Origin of the sequence: Paenibacillus sp. FSL H7-0756, from assembly GCF_038006765.1 — a bacterium.
Lineage (GTDB): Bacteria > Bacillota > Bacilli > Paenibacillales > Paenibacillaceae > Paenibacillus_AQ.
Genome location: NZ_JBBOVT010000001.1, coordinates 968480 through 983723 on the forward strand (window position 1 = coordinate 968480; position 15244 = coordinate 983723).

Annotated in this window: 15 protein-coding genes; 10 read left to right on the forward strand and 5 right to left on the reverse strand. The window is 52.4% G+C overall.

Going from position 1 to position 15244, the window contains the following annotated elements; genetic code table 11:
• Window positions 1–19 precede the first annotated feature (19 nt).
• Window positions 20–862 carry an NAD-dependent epimerase/dehydratase family protein gene (locus NST04_RS04310; protein WP_341183285.1) on the reverse strand — a complete coding sequence of 281 codons (843 nt, stop codon included), beginning with the start codon at window positions 860–862 and terminating at the stop codon, window positions 20–22.
• Window positions 863–978: 116 nt separating this feature from the next.
• On the opposite strand from NST04_RS04310, the gene NST04_RS04315 reads away from it, so the two are divergent.
• From NST04_RS04315 to NST04_RS04335, 5 genes are all read left to right on the forward strand, one after another.
• On the forward strand, window positions 979–1806 hold the full coding sequence (locus tag NST04_RS04315) for a helix-turn-helix transcriptional regulator (protein WP_341183286.1): 828 nt from the start codon (window positions 979–981) through the stop codon (window positions 1804–1806).
• A gap of 401 nt (window positions 1807–2207) precedes the next feature.
• The gene (locus tag NST04_RS04320; protein WP_341183287.1) at window positions 2208–2675 is read left to right on the forward strand and encodes a hypothetical protein; all 468 of its coding nucleotides are present in this window, start codon (window positions 2208–2210) and stop codon (window positions 2673–2675) included.
• A 68-nt stretch (window positions 2676–2743) separates the two neighbouring features.
• Window positions 2744–3712: a helix-turn-helix transcriptional regulator gene (locus NST04_RS04325; protein WP_341183288.1), complete on the forward strand. Its 969-nt coding sequence runs from the start codon at window positions 2744–2746 to the stop codon at window positions 3710–3712.
• A gap of 155 nt (window positions 3713–3867) precedes the next feature.
• Complete coding sequence (locus tag NST04_RS04330; RefSeq protein ID WP_341183289.1) at window positions 3868–5073, forward strand: hypothetical protein; 1206 nt, start codon at window positions 3868–3870, stop codon at window positions 5071–5073.
• Window positions 5074–5201: 128 nt separating this feature from the next.
• Window positions 5202–5666 carry an SMI1/KNR4 family protein gene (locus NST04_RS04335; protein WP_341185173.1) on the forward strand — a complete coding sequence of 155 codons (465 nt, stop codon included), beginning with the start codon at window positions 5202–5204 and terminating at the stop codon, window positions 5664–5666.
• A 362-nt stretch (window positions 5667–6028) separates the two neighbouring features.
• Here NST04_RS04335 and NST04_RS04340 read toward each other — a convergent pair whose 3' ends face one another.
• Both NST04_RS04340 and NST04_RS04345 read right to left on the reverse strand, forming a co-directional pair.
• On the reverse strand, window positions 6029–6283 hold the full coding sequence (locus NST04_RS04340; protein ID WP_341183290.1) for a helix-turn-helix domain-containing protein: 255 nt from the start codon (window positions 6281–6283) through the stop codon (window positions 6029–6031).
• Window positions 6284–6310: 27 nt separating this feature from the next.
• Window positions 6311–7165: a LysR family transcriptional regulator gene (locus NST04_RS04345; RefSeq protein WP_341183291.1), complete on the reverse strand. Its 855-nt coding sequence runs from the start codon at window positions 7163–7165 to the stop codon at window positions 6311–6313.
• A gap of 139 nt (window positions 7166–7304) precedes the next feature.
• Between NST04_RS04345 and NST04_RS04350 the strand changes: the two genes are divergently transcribed.
• Window positions 7305–8147 carry a hypothetical protein gene (locus tag NST04_RS04350; RefSeq protein ID WP_341183292.1) on the forward strand — a complete coding sequence of 281 codons (843 nt, stop codon included), beginning with the start codon at window positions 7305–7307 and terminating at the stop codon, window positions 8145–8147.
• A gap of 25 nt (window positions 8148–8172) precedes the next feature.
• Window positions 8173–9315 (forward strand): DUF7832 domain-containing protein, encoded by a 1143-nt coding sequence (locus tag NST04_RS04355; protein ID WP_341183293.1) that lies wholly within the window; start codon window positions 8173–8175, stop codon window positions 9313–9315.
• A 29-nt stretch (window positions 9316–9344) separates the two neighbouring features.
• On the opposite strand, the gene NST04_RS04360 is transcribed toward NST04_RS04355, so the two are convergent.
• Window positions 9345–9614, reverse strand: a complete 270-nt coding sequence (locus NST04_RS04360; RefSeq protein ID WP_341183294.1) for a hypothetical protein — start codon at window positions 9612–9614, stop codon at window positions 9345–9347.
• A gap of 33 nt (window positions 9615–9647) precedes the next feature.
• On the reverse strand, window positions 9648–10649 hold the full coding sequence (locus NST04_RS04365; RefSeq protein WP_341183295.1) for a PocR ligand-binding domain-containing protein: 1002 nt from the start codon (window positions 10647–10649) through the stop codon (window positions 9648–9650).
• A 171-nt stretch (window positions 10650–10820) separates the two neighbouring features.
• On the opposite strand from NST04_RS04365, the gene NST04_RS04370 reads away from it, so the two are divergent.
• The 3 genes from NST04_RS04370 (at window position 10821) to NST04_RS04380 (ending at window position 15203) form a co-directional block, all read left to right on the forward strand.
• On the forward strand, window positions 10821–11963 hold the full coding sequence (locus tag NST04_RS04370; protein WP_341183296.1) for a glycerol dehydrogenase: 1143 nt from the start codon (window positions 10821–10823) through the stop codon (window positions 11961–11963).
• Window positions 11960–13720 carry a dihydroxyacetone kinase subunit DhaK gene (dhaK, locus tag NST04_RS04375; protein ID WP_341183297.1) on the forward strand — a complete coding sequence of 587 codons (1761 nt, stop codon included), beginning with the start codon at window positions 11960–11962 and terminating at the stop codon, window positions 13718–13720. Before NST04_RS04370 ends, dhaK begins: the two co-directional genes overlap by 4 nt.
• Window positions 13721–13880: 160 nt before the next feature.
• Window positions 13881–15203 carry an SMI1/KNR4 family protein gene (locus NST04_RS04380; RefSeq protein WP_341183298.1) on the forward strand — a complete coding sequence of 441 codons (1323 nt, stop codon included), beginning with the start codon at window positions 13881–13883 and terminating at the stop codon, window positions 15201–15203.
• Window positions 15204–15244 lie beyond the last annotated feature (41 nt).

Genomic DNA, 15244 nt, shown 5'->3' on the forward strand with positions numbered 1-15244 from the left:
GAATCTTAAGCGATTCCCCTCATAACGCTCCGGCATCTCTTGCCGTATAGAACGACGGATAGATCGGCCGGTAATTCAGTTCGTCTCTAATCCGTGAGGTATCGACAATCATATCCCAGGGATCATATTCTTGGTGCGTGGCTTCCGGCGAGGACTTGGCCTGATGAAGCTGAAGCATCTCGGCTACGGAGATTGGCGCATCGTCAGCTACATTATAGATTCGTCCATCGATTCCCGGTGTGAAGGCGGCGAGCATCAGAGCTTGGCTGACGTCTGCATGATGGGCCATATGGATGCGTCTAGACGGATTCCATTGGCTGAAATAGGGCAGAGCCTCCGTAATATGGGGGTCGCGCTCACCATAGACGAAGGGAAGCCGTATAATGCGCAGCCCTAAGCCCTGTTCACGGTGGAGAGCCAGCAGTGCTGCTTCAGCCTCCGCTTTGCTCTGGGGATAGGCAAAAGCAGGCCGGAGCTCATCCTCCTCCCGGCTGGGCCGCGAATACTCCCCCGGTCCGTAGACGTGGTTAGTGCTTGCGAATACGAACCTGGGTACAGCCGCATCCAGCGCTGCACGGGCCAAGGCCACAGCGCCGTCAATATTGGCTGTCCGGGTGGTCTGCTCATCTACACCCCGGAACTGGGCGGCCAAGTGCACCACAACGTCATTGCCCCGCAGCGCTTCAAGGTAACTTTCCGGCTGTAGAAGATCACCATCGACACATTCAGCCCCTTGCTGACGAAGCTCCTCCACCCTGGCAGCATCCCTGACCAGCAGCGTAACCTGATGGCCGCGCTGGAGCAGGCGCAGAACCAGTCGGCTTCCTACCTTACCCGTTGCTCCGGTTACAAAAATCTTCATCTTCAGATCCTCCTTAGTTGTTTTAAGTCATAGGAGGAGTATAATGGGACGCGCGAATAGCATCCTTCCTGCCTTTATCGTATGATTGGGAGTGTCAGGATAAGGGGGAAGATTCCATGGAGAACGGATTATCCAGAACGTCATTGGGTGAATTTCTGCGTACGCGCCGGGAGCGCCTTACCCCAGTAGATGTGGGGCTGGTATCCTACGGGCGGCGGCGGATTCCGGGGCTGCGGAGGGAAGAAGTGGCTCAGCTTGCCTATATCGGAACCTCGTGGTACACCTCTCTGGAACAAGGCCGCAGCATCAATCCGTCGGAGGATGTCCTTAATAACATAGCCAAAGCGCTGCGACTAACAGAGGATGAACGCCAGCATCTGCATCTACTGGCCAGACCGGTACAGCAGGATAGGGAAGCGGATCAGCACATTCCTGCGGGCATAGAACGGATGATACAGGTGCTTGGTCCGCACCCGGCTTTTGTGCTGGGGAGATATTGGGATGTGTTGATGTGGAACAAGGCGGCTGAGCTTGTGTTCCGGTTACCTTCGTCTGTGGATACGGAGCTGGAGAGAATTAACTGGATCCGGTATCTTTTAACAGGGGTGGGGGCGAGCGTAGAGAGTTGGGGAACCGGGGTTAAAGTCTTGATTGCCCAGTTCCGGGCGGATTACGCACGCTTCCCTGAGGATGCGAGGTATAAGGAGCTCATAGAAGAGTTCATGCAGAATAGCCAGCTCTTTCGCGAGATCTGGCCGCTTCATGAGGTTCAGGCTGTAGCAGACCACCACAAACGGAGACATGATCCCCGTATCGGCGAGATGGAGTTCGAGCATGCGACCCTGCAGCCTCCAGGCAACCCGGACCTGAAGGTGATGATCTACACAGCTTCAACAGATACAAGTGTGCGGCTGCAGCGTATGCTGGAGACTATGGAGAATTAGCTTTGGGCAACATTTCCAAAACTTCCCTGAGGAATAATATTTTTGGAGAAATCCTGCAAAATGTGCAACAATGTAGTCCAATAGGAGCGGTATATGCCGAAATGTTGCAAGAAGTGCAACAAAGTCAGCCCTAACTTGCTCTCTGCATTGGAATTTGTGCAAATAATGCAACATTGTACCCACATCCAGTAACCTTTATAGAGAAATCCTGCAAAATGTGCAACAATGCTCTATTCAAGCGGCCGGTGAGAGAGATTTAACAAGCCCAGTCCGCTGGGTTCCGCATTCTTGAACCTCCAGCCCAGCCGTATAGGATGGTCTTTACCCTTTTGAAGGGATAACGGAGCGGTTAACAGAAAAGGTATATTAGACAAAAACCAACGAAGCTGAAGGAGAGAGCCATGAGTAACTTAATCCTGAAGCATTGGACGGAGGAGCATGAGCTGCCCGGGATCAATTGTATGGCTTATGCAGATGGCAGCATTACGATTCTGAATATCGAGACCTGCTACGACCCAAATACCCATGAGCATACAATGAGCTGCCACCCCCTGTGTGATACAACGATTGAGAGCATTGTGAAGTATAATGATGATCCTTGGACCATTGTGGATGCCTGGACGAGTCTGGATTATGAGGGCGGTACAATCTATGGCGGGGACGGGCAGATGGGGAACGAGGGCTTCATTGCCTGCACCGATGCGGGCGGTGGTTTGGTGTGGGCATTTTTCTCGGATGCCACTAATCCTATCAAGCAATTAAGTATTGAAGACCGGACATTAATCGCGCTGAATGAGCATGATGAGCTGAGGATCGAGATCAATCTGGACCATCTTACAGAGATGAAGCTGATCCCATGCCGCAAGTAGAATCAAGAAATGCCTTTTCCAGTATTCTAGAATGAACATAGAGCGGTTGGAACGAGGGGGAGCGGACGGTGTACGAGTGGCACAGGCAGATTCAGACCATTGTCGATGATATGGACCACAGCATCAAGCAGCATAACAGTGAGGCCATAACGCTGCAATCTCTCGCTGACAAGCTGGGCTATTCGGAGTTTCATACGACGAGGAAATTCAAAGAGATATCCGGGATGCAGCTTAGGGATTACCTTCGCCACCGGAAGCTGGCTTTTGCACTGAAGGAGGTGCGGGATAGCGGAAAAAGCATACTGGATATTGCGCTCGACTATGGATTCTCCTCCCATGAAGCCTTTACGCGCGCGTTCAAGGTGACCTACGGTGTTGCCCCAAGCGAGTACCGGAGACACCCGTATCCTGTAGTCCTTCGGACCAAAATCAACCCGTTTGACCGCTACTTTTTCGGACTAGGAGAGGTTGGCATGATTAAATCTACAGAAGAGGTTAAGATTTATTTCGTAACCATTCCCGCGCACAAATTCCTGCACATTAAGAACTACGAGAGCAACGGGTACTGGGATTTCTGGCAGAAGCAGAGCCTGATTCCAGGGCAGGACTGCGAGACCATCAGCGGCTTGCTGGATAGTATCAAGGGGAAGCTGGATGATGACGGCGGAAGCGATACGAACAGCGGCAACGGCCAGATTATGGCCTATATGAATGACCCGGACGGCAGACTCTGCGATTGGGGATTTCCGCGTACAGAGTGTTATGGGGTACGTCTCCCCTATGATTATGAAGGCGAAGTCCCTGCGCAGATGCTGATGGCAGATGTTCCCGAGGCCGAGTATATTGTGTTTGAGCACGGGCCATTCGATTACGAGCAGGAAAACCGCAGTGTCGAGGAACGGATGGAGCAGGCGATGGCCGCTTTTGATTACACGGGCACCGGTTACTGCTTCGATTCCACCCCCGGGCGGATCATCTACTTTTATTTCAACCCGGAGCGTTACTTCAAGTATGTCCGGCCTGTACGGAAGTCATAATTACGGCAAAGCGCCTGCTGCTCTCATAGGGTGGGTGCTTTACTGATTTCATACAGAAGAAGAGTAATGCACTCTACGCATGACATACAGCACTGAGGACATCCATAATTTGTGATTAACTTGTAGGAGTTAATGATGAAAGGGCGATATTTCTTATGGATGTAAAAAGTTCCAATACATACAGCGGCGTAGCGGCTCAGGCGCGAATAAGATTTGCTCGCCCTCTGCTGCTTGCCCTAATCGCTATCCTTCTGATCAGCAGCCTGACAGCTTGCAGCGGCAACTCTTCTGAGAATGAAATAGCAAGTCCATCTGCACAACCAGCCAGTCCATCGGCACCTCCTGCCCAATTGGCCCAGGCAACCCCTGCGGCCACCCCGCTAACGACCAAAGCGACCGGCCAGATTTATCTGTATGGCGAATCCCATGGGGTGGCCAAGATTATGGACAAGGAGTACGAAGCTTGGTCTGATTATTACCACAACAAGGGAATGAGACACCTATTCGTGGAGCAGTCCTATTATGCTGCCGAATACTTGAACCTGTGGATGCAATCAGACAATGACGACATTCTGGAGGAGCTTTATCAGGATTGGGAAGGGACTCAGAGTCACGTTCCCTATACGAAGACCTTTTTTCAGAAAATAAAAAGCGGATGTCCGGATACTATTTTCCACGGAACAGATGTTGGGCATCAAGGGGATACTACCGGCGAGCGCTTCTTGTCTTATCTGGCAGACCATCATCTGAACGGGTCGAAGATGTACATCTTAACGAACGAAGCGATTCAGCAGGGCGAGAGATATTACAGTAGTTATGATAGGGTATACCGGGAGAATAAGATGGCGGAGAATTTCATCCGTGAATTTGAGAAATTGGGTAACGAGAGCATTATGGGGATTTACGGCTCAGCGCACACCGGAGTCAATGAAATGGATCTTTTCACTAAATCTGTTCCTTGTATGGCGAATCAATTACATAAGTACTATGGCCGCAACCTGCATTCGGAGGACATAAGCTGGATGGAGAAAGACATTGAACCTGCCCGGGTGGATCACATCACATTACAGGGCAAGAAGTATGCGGCATCGTATTTTGGCAAGCAGGATTTGAACGGATTCAAGGATTACGCCTTCCGGGAATTTTGGCGGGTGGAGGAGGCTTATGAAGATGTAAGCAAGCTGCCGCTGACAGGTAGTGTTCTTACGTATGATCAATATCCGATGCTGATCGAAAAAGGCCAGGTCTTTGCCATCAGCTATACCAAAACAGACGGTACCACGGAAAGAGAATATCATGTGGCTAACGGTAAGCAGTGGGAGGACAGGGAGGCAACGTGGCAGATCAAGGTAACGGAATGACCTGTTGTATGTAAGCAAACCTGCGGAAATGGTATATTAGTCTAGGAGTTTCCATTTCTTAAGCAGATGGGCAGGTGTAACATTTGGACATGAATAATGGAAAAGGGAAAGCTCATGTTGTGGAATTTATGACTTGGGCGGAGGAGAAGGGCTGGGAGATAAGGAGGAAGTCCGGTTCTCAGCTACATTTAGATAACGGCATTACTTCCCGATATACAGGACTACCTGATGGGTATCTAGAATTTCTAAAGGTGGTTGAGACGTGCGTTGCACCGGATGAGCAAACCTGGTTTATTGGTGAGGCTGAGTTCAATCATAGCGCGGAAACTGAGTTCCGGTGGAATGAATTCGAACTGCTTAGTTTGGAGGCCGCAGCGGGTGATTCAGCTTGGCAGTCAGAGATCACGGCCTGGTGGGATCATCACTTGCCGATCGTAATGTCTGTGGAGGATGGTTATTCCTTCTATGCCATTGCAACGGATAGCGGGGCTATTGTTCATGGATGTGAGCCTGAATTCGAAGAGGTTGAGAAGGTGTCCGATTCGTTTGGAGAATTCCTGGCCTGGATGATGTCGAATTCGAAGCAAGGATGAAGGGCTGACTCCCGGATCGGCACTATATGACGGAAAGATGGAAAAGATCAGAACCTGAAAGATTAGGTTCTGATCTTTTTCATTGGATGAGGGTGGAGTGTAGGCAATCAGAATGCATAAGGAGAATAGATGGATTTTGTACACTTGCTAACGAACGAATGGCATATACTCCAGAAATAGTTGGAAAAATAACACCTAAATGTTCAAATTCTCACTAGAAGTGCCAAAACCGGTGGCAGCAGATGCTGGTTTTCCACTTAATTTCCTGTTAGCGTCAGATGTTGAAGAAATAAGCAGCATTTTTCCACTTGTTAGCGGTCGTGGTTGCGGGCCATCTCTATCCTCAGTTGGATTGTGTTCTTTTAATCCTGCTCCCGGCCTTGGTTATATTCTATTTCAACCATTTTAATAAAATCGGAGGCGACTTTTAAACCTCTGCAAAGCTCAAATATTTTGGTAACAGACGGCTCGTTTCGGCCAACTTCGATCATGGAAATATAGGAGCGGTCCACGTTGCATTCGTGAGCAAGGTCCTCTTGGCTCAGGCCTTGTTTGAGTCGTATCGCTTTAACGGTTTTTCCGATAATTTGTTTAAGGGTATTGGTTGTATCGTTCAAGGAAAATACTCCTTTTATGTCCATTATCTATCCCTGCCCCGTCATCTCCATAAACCTACACATTGCACTGGAGAGCACGGCGTTGCTGCGGTAGATCAACCATACCTCAAGCTTCCGGTATTCTTCGGGGAGGCGGTGGGAAGTGATTCGTCCAGCCTCTTCCGCCTTGCGGATGGAGGACTTAGACAGCAGGGAGACGCCGAGTCCGGCAGATACTCCGTTTAGAATCATTTCCAGCGTGCCGAATTCCCGGATCTGAACCGAATGCATCCCGCTTTCACGCAGGAAGCGCTCCGCTTTAACCCGGTGCGTGCAGCCAACGTCGAAGAACAGCATGGGCTTGTGCAGCAACTCATGCAACTCACTTGTCCCCGGTTCAGCAATGAGCACCAGCTCCTCCTCGTAAGCTGCAACATGCCCAATATCCGGCTGGTCTATGGGCCCATAGACGAAGGCACCATCCAGCTTGTGATTAAGCACCTTGTGCAAAAGGTCATGCGTTTCGCCTGTGATGAGCGACAGATGGACATCGGGGTAGCGGGAATGGTAGCCAGCGATCATGGATGTCAGATGAATAACCGCTGTCGTCTCCATAGAGCCAATCCGCAGCGGGCCGGACGGGTGCTCGGAGTATTGTGTGGATTTTACAGCCTCGTCCATTAGCATAAGTATGGTATTCGCGTATTCCAGCAGGTTCTCGCCCGCAGGCGTTAATGTCATCCCACGGTTAGACCTGTGAAACAGCGGGACCTTCAGCTCGGCCTCCAGGAACTGAATCCGGCTGGTCACATTCGACTGTACATAGTTCAAGGCTTGCGCAGCCTTCGTAATCGTACCCTCACGGGCCACAGCCTGAAAAATCCTCAAATCTCCACTTTCCATTGCGGTGTCACCTTCTGTATATCATAATCTAGGGTAGTACCTTCCGATGCTGATCATTGTACTGAATTCTATCCTTGATGACAAATCCGGCACCCGAAAGGGCCGCCTGGATTAACGATCTCTTACAGGGAGTGAGCAGATGGAGCACCGCAAAATAATGAATGTATTCAACAAAGAGATTCGTACCCTCCAGAAGAAAACCGTATCTGAAGAAGAACTCAAAGAATGGTACACGTTAATTAAAGATAGCATCCAGAACGACATCAAAGACGGATACAAAGAAACCATTGCCAGAAACCTGACGCTTGGAATTGGTGTACATGGCGGAGATTATCCAAAAAATCTGATTCTGAACGGGGATACGGAAGGGTGGAAGTATGTTACCCGGTTTCTGTATTGGGAGGAGTATATTCTGCGGAGACTGTTCAAGTATAAAGAGGTCTCTTCAAGAACGATAGGCTGTATCATAGGAGTAGCCTTGCTATGGGATATGAAGGAGCTGGCACAATTGGCCAGAGATTATTTCCAGATGATATTTGAAAAAGATACGCAGCGGTATGCCCACAAGGAGACGCATCATTTGTTCATGGCGTTGTTACATGACTTATTCGTCACGGAGCAGATCAATCAGGAGCTGTATCCGGTGCTGCCGGAGCAGCATGTGTACCGGAGATTTCTCGATTATTGGTCTACTACGGATGAAGAGCTGCTGCGCAGCCTAATGGGTGAAATCTGCGATTACCATATCTACAGCTCCCTGGATCTTCCCCGTAAATTCGCAGAAATTCTATGTCTGAATTACATCCCTTATGAGGTCCGGCTCATCCAAAAAATAAGACGGGCCCAGGGACTAACCGCCGCTACAGTAGACCATCCCCTGCTGACCACCCCGCTTGCTCAGATTCCTGAAAGCAAAGTAGAGTGGGATCTGGTGAATGATGAGGTGTACCAATACTTATTAAGAAGGGAAGCCGGGAGCTAGAGCTGCTGGCAGAAAGGAGACTCATATGGCATATGACCGGATCGATTGGCATTTCGGGGGAGATTATCCTGCGGATCTGCCGGAAGAGAATGGCGGAATTCATATCGGTATGTTCCTGGCCTGGGCTTTGGGCCACGGAATGGCGGGCGAATTTCACCTTGAGGAGTCGGCGGAGGCGCTGAAGCGGCTGAAGCGGCGTGAGCTCACGGGGCTGGACTACCTGGTGGAGTATTGTGACGGGAAGTTCTGGGATGAGGATCTGAACGAGCTCGGTAATACCTTCGCCGCCGATTATTATGACGGTCAATCGGCGTTCGCTGCTCAGTATGGAAGCTATCTTAATGATTATTGTGAGGTCTTCAACCAATACCCCAGTATCTATCATGTGGAGAACACCTGGGAGAATTATGACCGCCTGCAGCCCTTGCTGGACGAACGTTATGCCCAGTGGGAAGTTTGGTCTGAGGACCCGTCCCACCGTAAGCTCGATCCCAAAGCGCAATTCCTTCAGGCCTGCCAGCAGACCGGGCAGCAGTTCCTCCAGGCAGAGGGCTTCAAATCCAATAAGGCGGGTACGGTATGGAAAAAAACAGCGGCCGACAAGGACACCGTGTTCGAGTTATCCTTCCACCCAGAATCTTACAATACCCGCACCGATGTGCGGATGACGGTGAACCTGCGGATTGCCAGCAAGTCCCTCAAAAAATGGCTTGCCGGACAAACCGGCAGAGGGGACGATACCGTACTGTTGGGCTCGCTGCGCAGGCCGCAGAAATCATCAAGCGCCATCGTCTGGCAGGTCGCTGGCTCACAGCTGGATTCCTCCCTGCTAGAGATCGGTCAGATGATCGGGGAACGTGTCCTACCGCTGTTCGCGCTATTCGCGGACCGTCCCCGCGCACTGGAGCAGCTTGCCGCCTGCGGCGCAGGATTCCCCGGCATCTGTGATGCTGAATCCAGTCCGCTGGCCTATCTGCTGTGCTTCGGCACAGGGGAGCAGGCGCAGCGTTTCTTCACGAATTACTTCAACAGCCGACCTTCGCCTTGGCGCCGGAATATTCATCAGACCTACCAGAAGCTAAGTGAGGGAGAATCCTGGGACTATTCCGCCTATTACCGTGAGAATGATGTGAAGCTGGCCTTCAGGCACGGTCTGACGCTTCCCTGATACCAGAGACATGCCGGGTGAAGCAGCTGCTACCACACCCCGAAGCCCGGATCATCCTCCCGGATGACCGAATAGATCGCCTCCAGCACAAGGGGGAGGTCTTCTTCCGGGCAGCCCTCGGGCATGGCCTGCGGATGATCAACGGCGGATACGCTGCCGGGATGAAGCTCAATCCCCTGAAGTCCCATCTCGAACCGGAAAGAATCCTTGAACGCCGTCCCGTCATGAACCAGATAAAAGTAGAGATTGTGTATATCTTGCTCTTCAATGATGAGTACACCTTGTTCGTTCAGCTTCATAAGATAACCTCCTGCTCGAATAGTGTACATCTATTATATTCGATTGGTTAGGAGAGAAGCACGGTAGGACAGGGGAGTGGCCGACTCGTATTTCTTGAAGATCTTAATGAAATAACCGGCATCGCAAAAATTCAAGTGATTGCTGATCTCGTTGACGGACCAATCGGTTGTTGCCAGCAGCTCCTTCGCCCACCCGATCTTCATGCGCGCAACATATAGTGAGAAATTCTCGCCCATCTCCCTGGTGAACAGGCGGCTGAAGTAGCTAGGGCTGATATGGCATAGCTGTGCCAGCGATTTCAGCGAGAAATTCTCCTCCCGGTGGCTTAGCATATAGTCCAAAGCAGGCTGTAGCGTAGGACTTATGCATTCCGTCTTGTATGCGCTTCCCGAAGTGGCCGGAGTCTTGGGAGCCGAGGGCGGCTCTGCGGGCAGAGGCGGCAGCTTAAGCTGGAGCTTAGACTCCTGTGGATTCAAGGCCTCAACCTGCCCGTTCCGCTCCAGCAGCTCATGCTTCAGGATCGATTCCTTGACCACATAGTTGCACAAATGATAGAGCATATCGGCGGTGGCTACTACCTCCTCATAGGTCATGACAGGCAGCAGCTCATACTTGCGGGCCCGGTCCTCCGTCATGGCGTCCTGCTGCGGACGGGATACAATCTGCTCCAGATTCGGGCCGCTTCCCTCCGCCAGCCGGATTTGTCCGGCCATCAGGGCACCGATGTACTGATTATCGACAATGATAGGTATAGCAATGTCGAGAATATCGAAGTGGCAGCGGTAGATATAGGGCCGGCTCAGCCGCACAGCCTCCAGACCTCCGCGCGCGTCACATTTTTGACAATAGGCTGAGAATTCCTTGTCGCTGCGCACGGTCTGGCAGAAGGCCTGACAGCGGCTATGTGCCGTAACCGGCACGCCTTTATAATCGACCATGATGATGGCCATGCGCGTCACAAGGGACAACGATTCCTGAAGCTTGCCCCATTCGTCCATATCAATGATATACTTCAAGTCGAATTTGGATTGCATCCGGTTCACCCTTTCCATCTACAGTCAACATGAGAACAAGATCATTATAATTCAGATGCTGACAACATAATAATACTATTTTGCAGCATATTAATTCGTTTGCTTTGTCCCATGCGCCGCTCTATCCACTTGTCTATAATGGGGACATACGACTAAAGGAGGAATGAAGGAATGAGAAGAACCTTTATCAGCCCGGGTAAGTACACACAAGGTGAGGATGAGCTGCTTCAGTTGGGATACTTCGTCAGTACTTTCGGCACATCGGCCCTGCTGATTGCGCACCCCGATGATGTGAAGCGTGTACAAGCCAAGCTTGATGCCACCAGCAGTCAATTCGGCATTACTCTCGTGAAGGGGGATTTCCAGGGCGAATGCTCCCGGCAGGAGATTTCCAGACTACAGGAGCTGGCCCGTGAGCACAAGTGTGCTTGCACCATCGGTCTTGGCGGCGGCAAGGCCATCGACACGGCTAAATGTGTGGCAGAAGGCGAGGCGCTGATTATCGTGCCTACCATTGCGGCCACCGATGCACCCACCAGTCATTCCGCTGTGATTTACACTTCTGAAGGCGCTTTCGAGGATTATGCTTACTTCAAAGCCAGCCCATCGGTGGTGCTGATTGATACGACTGTTATTGCGCAGGCTCCTACCCGCTTCCTGGTATCCGGGATGGGCGATGCCCTCTCCACCTACTTCGAGGCCAGAGCTACTGCGGCATCCTATTCCAATGTCAATGCGGGGCTTCCTTGCGGAGTGCATGCAGGTGTGATTACGGAGGCCAAAGGCACCAAAGCCGCGCTGGCCCTTGCCCGCTTATGCTACGATACACTGCTGGAGGATGGCGCCAAGGCCAAGCTGGCTTGCGATCAGAACGTGGTGACACCGGCGCTGGAGAATATTATTGAAACGAACATCCTGCTGTCGGGGCTCGGGTTCGAGAGCAGCGGTCTGGCTGCCGCACATGCTATCCATAACGGTCTGACGGCGCTTGAAGGCACTCATCATTATTATCATGGCGAGAAGGTGGCCTTCAGCACGATTGCACAGCTCGTTCTGGAGAATGCGCAGCAGGCTGAGATCGATCAGGTGTTGTCCTTCTGCCACTCTGTCGGCCTTCCCGTATGTCTGGCCGATATTGGCGTCGCTTCCATCTCCCATGAGGAGCTGATGGAAGTGGCCCGCAAGGCGTGTATCCCGGAGGAGTCGATTCATTCGATGCCATTCCCGGTTACCGCTGAAGCGGTTGCCGCTGCCATTGCTGTTGCTGACAAGCTGGGTGAAGCCTTCAAGAAGAGCAAGGAGCAGCGCGTATGAAAAAGATAATCAACGACCCGTCGGATCTCGTCCGTGAGATGTGCAGCGGACTAGTGATGGCTTATCCGCAGCTGACCTTCGACAGCAAATACAAAATTATCTCCAGGTCTGCGCCCAATCCTGACAAGGTAACGCTGATCAGCGGCGGAGGCAGCGGCCATGAGCCGGCGCATGCCGGGCTGGTCGGACCGGGAATGCTCGATGCCGCAGTCTGCGGGGATGTCTTCGCCTCCCCGTCACAGATTCAGGTCTATCAGGCGATCCGCAACCATACCGGCCATAAGGGCGCGCTGCTGATCATCAAGAATTACAGCGGCGATATGATGAACTTCCAGAATGCGGCTTATCTGGCGGCTGAGGACGGCCTGGCTGTGGACTATGTGAAGGTTGAGGATGACATTGCAGTAGAAGACAGCCTGTATACTGTAGGGCGAAGAGGGGTAGCAGGCACGATTCTGGTGCATAAGGTTGCCGGGGCGGCTGCTGAGGCCGGACTGCCGCTCTCAGAGGTGAAGCAGGCCGCGCAACATGCGGCAGAGCATGTGCGCAGTCTTGGTTTTGCTTTTACCTCATGCACGGTTCCGGCCAAGGGTACGCCTACCTTCCAGCTTCAGGAGGATGAGATGGAGTATGGGGTCGGCATTCATGGGGAGCCGGGCATCCGCAGAGAAAAGCTGCTGAGCGCCGATGAGCTGGCGGAACGTATGATCACTGCCCTGCTGGCCAGTCTGAACCTGGATCAGCCGGGCGGCGGAGAAGTGGTAGTGCTGGTCAACGGCTTCGGCGCAACCCCTCTGCAGGAGCTGTATCTGCTCAATCACTCTGTAATCCGCAGTCTGGGAGAACGGGGAATCATCATCCGCCAATCGCTTGTAGGCAACTATATGACAAGCATAGATATGGCCGGCGCTTCCATCAGCCTGATGAAGCTGGATGATGAGCTGCGCAGATGGCTTGCTGAGCCTTGCGATACTCCGGCGCTCCGGTTAACGGGTAAGCTTGGACCGGTGCAATATGTCAGCCCTCTTCCGCAGCAGGAGTCTCAGGCAGAGGTGAGCCTGACGGCAGAGACTGATCCGAGCTTCGCCATCCTCCATGATGAGCGGTTGCGGCTTACGAACATCATCTATCTGGTGGATAAGATGAGTGAGATTATTATCGCGAATGAGACTCCCTTCTGTGAGCTGGATGCCCATGCCGGTGATGGAGATTTCGGGATGAGTGTCGCCAAGGGCTTCAAGCAATTGAAGCGGGAATGGAAGGAGCTTGTGCAGCATCACGCTACGGATATCGGCAGCTTCCTTCAGGCCTGCTCGCTGATTATTATGGAGCATTGCGGCGGAGCTTCCGGTCCAATCTGGGGTTCAGCCTTCCGCTCAGCAGGCAAATATGCCACAGGCCGGACCTCGCTGAATACGCTGGAGATGGCCGGAATGCTGGAAGCAGCGGTTCAGGGCATTCAGGCTACCGGCGAACGCTCCTTCGGACGGGGGGCAGTCGTGGGAGATAAGACGCTGATCGATGCGCTGATTCCTTGTGCCGAAGCCTGGAAGAGCAGTGCGGAGCAGAAGCTGTCCTTGAAGGAGGCTTTCGCCAAGGCGGCCGAAGCGGCTGTCACTGGGGCGGAACGTACGAAATCCATCGTTGCGCGGATGGGCCGGGCCGGGACGGTAGGTGAGCGCAGCATCGGCTACCCGGATGCTGGCGCATTTGCCCTGGGGGTTATTTTCACAGAGCTGTCTAACGCTGTCCAGTAAGTGTTGAATCGTTATAAGCCCGCCTGTCATTGTATCGTGACGGCGGGCTTATTCTTGTCTAGTGAACGAGGAACCTGAAATATATGCAGGGTGTGATATGATGGAAGACAATCGGCCAGGCCATTATGTGACATTCTTTGAATATGCAGGAGGGATCATCATGGAGTTAGAGAAGCAGACAGCGCAGCTTGAGCGGATCAAGACGAAGCTGGGGCAGGCTCTGTGCAAGGATGCGGAGTTCGCAGAATTCGGGGCCTCATCGCATCAATACAAGCTGAAAGAGAAGCTTCCGGCAGAGGAGCTGGCGGATTGGGAGGCCCGTTACGGGGTCCAGCTTCCTGAGCCTTTTGCCGGGTTCCTGATAGAGATCGGCAACGGCGGGGCTGGACCGTATTACGGAATCTATCCGCTTGATCAGGCAACCTCTTATACCGAGCTTCCTGCTCTCCAGGGGCGGGCGGCACTTCATCCGGGGATGACCGCAGAGGAATGGAATCTCCTGACGGAGCCGCTGACGGGCGAGCGGGACATCCCGGATGAAGAATACGAGAAGGCCAGAAACAAGGCGCTTGGCGGAATGCTGTGTATCGGCACCCAGGGCTGCGATTATGAGATGTATCTGGTGCTGGAAGGGAAGCATCGGGGAAGGATTGTGTATACTTCGGATTTTTATCCCGATCACCCGTTCTTCTTCGTCTATGAGGACAACTTCCTGGACTGGTACGAGCGTTGGCTGGATGAGATTATTATGGATTATCACAACCCATGGTTTGGCACCCGGCTGCCGGGTGACGAGAATACGCTCATTCAGTTGTATCGGACCACCCCTGACGGGAAGCTGCAGGTCAAGGCGCTGGAGGCTATGTTCAAGTTCAAGCGAATCGCCCCGACCACCCTGGAATTCCTTAACAATGTGGCTGAGCAAAGCCCCCGGGATTCCAAGACAGCCATCTCGCTGCTCTGCAAAACAACTTTTGCGGCGGGCAGGCCCTATCTGCTGAAGCTGTTGCAGTCGGATGACGCGGAGGGAGTGCTGCACGCCTTAATCATTCTGAATACTCACGGCAAGAATCAGGACCGGACCGAATTTATTCCGCTGATCCGGCAGAGGCTTGAGCACGTTGACGACGCAGAAACCCTGCGTTATGCAGGTTATATCCTCAAAGACTGCGATGCTGTAAGCTTCAGCGACTTCGCACCCTTCCTGTGCCATGCCAGCCTGGATATGCAGACGGCTGCGGTCTATGCCGTGAGAGATTGCCGGAACAAGCAGGAGAACGGGGAGATCATTGGACAAATGTTCCGCAGTGGTGGTACAGAGGTGGTGCGCAGCACCATTCCATATTGGGACGTTATTCCGCATGAGAAGCTGCTGCCTTACTATAAGGCGGTCTGGCCGGAATACAAACGGAATCCTAATTTCAGGGAAAAGTTCGCTGCTTGCCTGCGGGAACTGCACTTGCCGGACGATTATTTCGGCTGAGAAGTCTTTAGGCACGAACTGATCATGAAATGAACAATTGT

Excerpts from the sequence above, each read along its gene's own strand:
- NST04_RS04310 (WP_341183285.1), bottom strand. The coding sequence starts at position 862 with ATGAAGATTTTTGTAACCGGAGCAACGGGTAAGGTAGGAAGCCGACTG.
- NST04_RS04315 (WP_341183286.1), top strand. The coding sequence starts at position 979 with ATGGAGAACGGATTATCCAGAACGTCATTGGGTGAATTTCTGCGTACG.
- NST04_RS04320 (WP_341183287.1), top strand. The coding sequence starts at position 2,208 with ATGAGTAACTTAATCCTGAAGCATTGGACGGAGGAGCATGAGCTGCCC.
- NST04_RS04330 (WP_341183289.1), top strand. The coding sequence starts at position 3,868 with ATGGATGTAAAAAGTTCCAATACATACAGCGGCGTAGCGGCTCAGGCG.
- NST04_RS04335 (WP_341185173.1), top strand. The coding sequence starts at position 5,202 with ATGACTTGGGCGGAGGAGAAGGGCTGGGAGATAAGGAGGAAGTCCGGT.
- NST04_RS04345 (WP_341183291.1), bottom strand. The coding sequence starts at position 7,165 with ATGGAAAGTGGAGATTTGAGGATTTTTCAGGCTGTGGCCCGTGAGGGT.
- NST04_RS04350 (WP_341183292.1), top strand. The coding sequence starts at position 7,305 with ATGGAGCACCGCAAAATAATGAATGTATTCAACAAAGAGATTCGTACC.
- NST04_RS04355 (WP_341183293.1), top strand. The coding sequence starts at position 8,173 with ATGGCATATGACCGGATCGATTGGCATTTCGGGGGAGATTATCCTGCG.
- NST04_RS04360 (WP_341183294.1), bottom strand. The coding sequence starts at position 9,614 with ATGAAGCTGAACGAACAAGGTGTACTCATCATTGAAGAGCAAGATATA.
- NST04_RS04365 (WP_341183295.1), bottom strand. The coding sequence starts at position 10,649 with ATGCAATCCAAATTCGACTTGAAGTATATCATTGATATGGACGAATGG.
- NST04_RS04370 (WP_341183296.1), top strand. The coding sequence starts at position 10,821 with ATGAGAAGAACCTTTATCAGCCCGGGTAAGTACACACAAGGTGAGGAT.
- dhaK (WP_341183297.1), top strand. The coding sequence starts at position 11,960 with ATGAAAAAGATAATCAACGACCCGTCGGATCTCGTCCGTGAGATGTGC.
- NST04_RS04380 (WP_341183298.1), top strand. The coding sequence starts at position 13,881 with ATGGAGTTAGAGAAGCAGACAGCGCAGCTTGAGCGGATCAAGACGAAG.